We start from the raw sequence: 4,767 nt of genomic DNA, 5'->3' as shown, positions 1-4,767 counted from the left end.
CGTACCGGGCGCGCAACTCCTCGGTGTAGCGCGCCCGGCGGCGGGTGTCGCGGCCCAGCGCGATCTCGTCGAGCCGCATCAGGTCGTCGAGCAGGTCACGCAGCATCCCCGGCAGGAACGCGGCAGGGCGCAGCGCCGGTCCGGCCCACCAGGGCACGCACACCGACTGCCGTCGGCCGCCCCGCGTGACCAGCCGTACCACCGCGTCGGCGACCCGCTCGGGCGGCAGCGCGGCCGTGGGGCGGGCGCGCAGGCCGGACCCGGCCGGGGTGTCCAGCAGGTGCGGCAGCACCGCGGTCACCCGCACTCCGCTGCCCTTCACCTCCCGGTGGAGGGCGGCGGAGAGGGCGGCCACGGCGGCCTTGGTGGCGCTGTAGTGCGCCAGGCCGGCCAGCGGCTTCAGGGCGGTGAGGCTGGAGACGTTGACGATGCGGCCCCGGCCGGCCGGCAGCATCACGCCCAGCGCCGCCCGGCAGCCGTTGGCGGTGCCGTCGAGGTTGACGCGGCTCATGGCGGCGGCGAGGCCGGGGTCCTGCTCGGCCAGCGGGCCGTCGGCGAGGACTCCGGCGTTGTTGACCCAGACGTCCAGCCGCCCGTACCGCTCGACGGCGGCCTCGGCGAGGCGGGCGGTGTCCTCGGGCCGGGTGACGTCAGCCGCGACGGCCAGGTGGTCCTCGCCGAGCCGGGCGGCGGCCGCGCGGAGCGCCTCGCCCTCGAGGTCGGCGACGACCACCCGGTGGCCGGCGGCGGCGAACCGCTCGGCGAGGGCGAGCCCGAGACCCCGGGCCCCTCCGGTGACGACGGCGACGGGCGGGCCTGCGAGCTGTCGGCCCGGGGCGGCCGATGACGATGCGTTCACGTCCGCCCGAACGATCGGCGCAGGTCAGGGGTTCCCCGCCGTCGACGCCCCGTCAGTTCGCGGTGAGCCGCCCGGCCGGCCAGTCCTGGGCCCGCCGTACGCACGCGCGCACCCAGGGCACCTCGCCGGCCAGCATCTCGACGCCGTGCGGGGCGCCGGGCATCACATCGAGCACCGTGCCGACGCCGGCCGCCTCGAGGCGTGCGGCATAGTCGCGGGACTCCTGGTGGAAGAGGGCGGCGTCCCCGACGCCGATCCAGGCCGGCGGCAGCCCGGTGAGGTCCGCGCGTCGGGCGGGCACCGCGTAGCGCGGGGTCCCGGGGCCGCCGGGCTCCGCGCCCAGGTAGGAGGACCGGCCCTCGCGGTTGCTGCGGTTGTCCCACACGGGGTGGCGGACCGCGTCGAGGGTGCGGTCGGCGGCGGTCCGGTCGTCGAGCACGGGGCAGAACAGCCACTGGGCGGCCGGTTCGACGCCGCCCTCGTCGTGGAGCCGCTGGGCCGGCGCCGCGACCAGTCCGCCGCCCGCGCTCCGGCCGCCCACCGCGAGGCGGGCGGTGTCGACGCCGAGGCCGTCGGCGTGCCGCAGCAGCCACTCCCACACCGCGTGGCAGTCGTCGAGGGCCACGGGGCAGGGGTGTTCGGGGGCGAGGCGGTACTCGGCCGACACCACGACCACGCCGAGCGCGTCGTACAGCCGGCCCGCCCACCGGTGGTCCTGCACGGCCGCGCCACTGACCAGGCCGCCGCCGTGGATCCACAGCACGGCGGCCCCGGTGCGCGGCCGGCCCGGCGCGGGCGTGTACAGCCGCAGCGGTCCACCGGGCAGGCCCTCGACCGTCCCGGCCGGCACCCCTTCGGGCAGCCGTGCCTCCGGCAGGCGCGCCCGCACCGCCCTTCCGATCCTGCGCCCGAGGGGCCCGGCGGGGATGCTCGGAAGGAAGCGGACGCGGTTCCTGATCGCGGGGTGCAGCCGCTCCGGCCTCATGCCGGTCACCGTGCGGGCGTCCCCGCCTCCCGTACAGCGGTCCCCCCGGCGGCCACCGCCCACACGCCGTCCCGCATCACCCAGCGTCCGCCCATCTCGTGCTCCCCGTTGCGGGCCTCGATCGACCGCGGCCGCACCCGGATCCACACGTACTCCCTGGCGTCCTTCCGCGGGTCCCAGCCGGTCTTGTCGCTGAACACGTCCGCCGCCGCCCCGGGCGCCCGCGAGGAGGTGAGCACCTCGGCGTCCCCGTCCATCAGGACCACGTCCAGGGTGTCCCCCAGCGCCATCCTCACGCACCCGACAGCACGGACATTGCGGGCGGTCGGCGTGGCGGGCCGGGTGGCGAGCCAGAAGCAGTCGTCGTGCCGGACGAACCACAGCGGCACCAGGTACGGCGCCCCGCGGGCGTCCGCGGTCGCCACCCACACGTCCGTCTCCTCCGCGAACCGCGCGAGGACGTCACGCGTGCGTCGCTCCATGCCGCGGGGCGGCTCCACCGTCTCCATGCCCGGCACGCTAACCGCCGGGCGCGGCGGTACGCGCCGGACCGAGGACGGGGACCGACTCGTCCGCCGGACCTAGGCACCCCGCGGGCAAGGCGTCGCACGTCCGCCGCGACGTCCCACGGCCCGACGGGGTCGGCGGCGGGCGATGGACCGGGCCGACCCGACACGCGGGCACCGGTGGCCCGTTCAGGCTGCTGAACGCGGCGCCCGGTGCGCCGGCGTCGGGACTCGGGGAAAGTCGCGCTGTTCATCGTATTGACGCTCCATCACGACGCTCCTACGGTGACGTCACTCATTCAAGAACATGTCCCCTATTCATGTCCATGAACGCGAGGAGCCGAGATGGCCGCACTGGACTGGGTCGTACTGGGCGCGTACTTCTTCGTGATGGTCGGCATCGGCCTGTGGTCGAGGAAACGCATCCACACGATCGCCGACTTCTTCACGGCCCGTGGCCGCATACCGTGGTGGCTCTCCGGGATCTCGCACCACATGTCCGGTTACAGCGCGATCATGTTCGTCACCTTCGCGGCGGTCGCGTACGACTACGGCGTCACCGTCTACTTCTGGTGGCCGCTCACCATCGGCGTGGGCATCGGCATCGGCGCCTTCGTCTTCGCCGCGCGCTGGAACCGGCTGCGGGCCAAGCACGGCGTCAACTCGCCGCTGGCCTACCTCGCCGTCCGCTACAACCTCCCCACCCAGCAGGTCCTCGCCTACAGCGGCGCCGTCCTGAAGGTGGTGGACATCGCCGCCAAGTGGGTCGCCATCGCCGTGCTGCTGCAGGGGTTCGCGGACATCCCGCTGGGCTGGGGCATCACGCTGACGGGCGTCTGCACCATGTTCTACATGGCCTTCGGCGGACTGTGGGCCGACGTCCTCACCGACTTCGGACAGTTCGTCATCCAGGCCGTGGCCGGCTTCGCGATGCTCTTCGCGCTCTTCGCGCACCTGGACGGCGTGGCGACCCTCTGGACGATGTGGGGCGACCTGCCGAAGGGGCACGGCGACCCGGTCGCCGGGCCGGTCACCTCCGGGCTGATCATGGCGTTCCTGCTGGTCAAGACCTTCGAGTACAACGGCGGCATGTGGAACCTGGCGCAGCGCTACATGGCGGCGCCCTCGGGCTCCCGGGCCAGGCGGTCGGCGTTGCTCTCCAGCGCGCTGTGGATCGTGTGGCCGTTCATCCTCTTCGTGCCGATGATCGCGGCCCCGCTGGTGGTGCCCGGCATCGAGAACGGCGAGCAGTCCTACATCATGCTCGCCCAGGCGCTGCTGCCGACCGGCGTGATCGGGCTGCTGCTCGCCGGGTTCTTCTCCCACACGATGGCCATGGTGGCCTCCGACTCCAACGTCATCACGGCCGTGATCACCCGTGACCTCGCGCCGGTGCTGGTGCCGCGGGTGCGGCGCTTCACCCAGGCGGGGCAGCTGACGTTCGCCAGGATCACCACGGTCGCGTTCGTGACGGTCAGTATGACCTTCGCGCTCTTCGCCGACCCGAAGGGCTTCATCATGACGGTGGTGGTGAGCATCGTCGCCGCCACGATGGGGCCGATCTCCATCCCGCTGATGCTCGGTCTGCTGCCGTGGTTCCGGCGGCACGGGCCGGTCGCCGCGATCACCTCCTGGGCGGGCGGCCTGTCGGTATGGGCCTTCCTGTACTGGGGTGTGGAGGACGCCACGCAGACCATGAACGTCGGTCTGCCGGTGCTCACCTCGCTGACCCTGTACGTGGTCGTCGGGTTCATCCGGCCGCAGGGCAGCGCGGCGCGCGACGCGCTGATCGACTCCCTGAACAGCGACCCGACCGAGGCCGAACGCCTGGCGCTGGAGGCGAAGTTCGAGGGCGAGCCGCCCGCGTCCGACGGCGAGGCGGTCGCCGACACGGTCGTCACCCGCTGACCCGCCCCTGGGCGCAGCCGATCCGTCCACCCGCGCCGTCGGCCGTCCCCTCACGGGGGCGGCCGGCGGCGCGTCGCGTCCGGGGTGCCGCCGCGGGGGTCCCGTCGCGGCTCGGAGGCATGCAGGGGTCCGACCCGAGGAGGGTCCGGTCGCCTGACGGCGGCCCGACGCAGGACGGCCGACGGCCCGGCTCCGTACGGGAGCCGGGCCGCGGGTGGTGGCCACGGGAAGGGCCGGGGCAGCCGTCAGGCCCCCGAGGCGCCGTCGGCGGTCGCGTCACGGCCAAGGTCCGCGTCGGCGCGTGGCGCGGGGCGCGAACTGCCTGTCTCGGGGCGGCCGTTCACCCGGCGCGGCAGCCCGAGCGGGTTGTCGTCGTGGAGCTCCGGCGGAAGCAGCGCCTGCGGCGTGGACTGGTAGGTGACCGGCCGCAGCCAGCGCTCGATCGCCGTGGCGCCGACGGAGGTGGAGGTGGAGGTGGTGGCCGGGTAGGGGCCGCCGTGGTGCTGGGC

Annotated in this window: 4 protein-coding genes and 1 pseudogene; 1 reads left to right on the top strand and 4 read right to left on the bottom strand. The window is 74.5% G+C overall.

Features of this window, described 5'->3' with window-relative positions:
• From ACOV8S_RS04350 to ACOV8S_RS04340, 3 genes are all read right to left on the bottom strand, one after another.
• A partial coding sequence (locus tag ACOV8S_RS04350) for an SDR family NAD(P)-dependent oxidoreductase (protein ID WP_448316191.1) occupies positions 1–859 on the bottom strand: 859 nt, incomplete at its 3' end.
• A gap of 52 nt (positions 860–911) precedes the next feature.
• Positions 912–1,844, bottom strand: a complete 933-nt coding sequence (locus tag ACOV8S_RS04345; protein WP_448316190.1) for an alpha/beta hydrolase — start codon at positions 1,842–1,844, stop codon at positions 912–914.
• A 5-nt stretch (positions 1,845–1,849) separates the two neighbouring features.
• Positions 1,850–2,353, bottom strand: a complete 504-nt coding sequence (locus ACOV8S_RS04340) for a pyridoxamine 5'-phosphate oxidase family protein (RefSeq protein WP_448316189.1) — start codon at positions 2,351–2,353, stop codon at positions 1,850–1,852.
• 342 nt (positions 2,354–2,695) lie between these two features.
• Here ACOV8S_RS04340 and ACOV8S_RS04335 point away from each other — a divergent pair, with 342 nt between their 5' ends.
• On the top strand, positions 2,696–4,258 hold the full coding sequence (locus ACOV8S_RS04335) for a sodium:solute symporter family protein (protein ID WP_448316188.1): 1,563 nt from the start codon (positions 2,696–2,698) through the stop codon (positions 4,256–4,258).
• A gap of 329 nt (positions 4,259–4,587) precedes the next feature.
• Here ACOV8S_RS04335 and ACOV8S_RS04330 read toward each other — a convergent pair.
• Positions 4,588–4,767: pseudogene (locus ACOV8S_RS04330) on the bottom strand (aldehyde dehydrogenase (NADP(+))); the annotation flags it as partial.

It is taken from the genome of Streptomyces sp. CO7, from assembly GCF_053474865.1.
The sequence above is the reverse complement of the archived record's forward strand: the minus strand, read 5'-3'. Positions and strand labels throughout refer to the sequence as shown.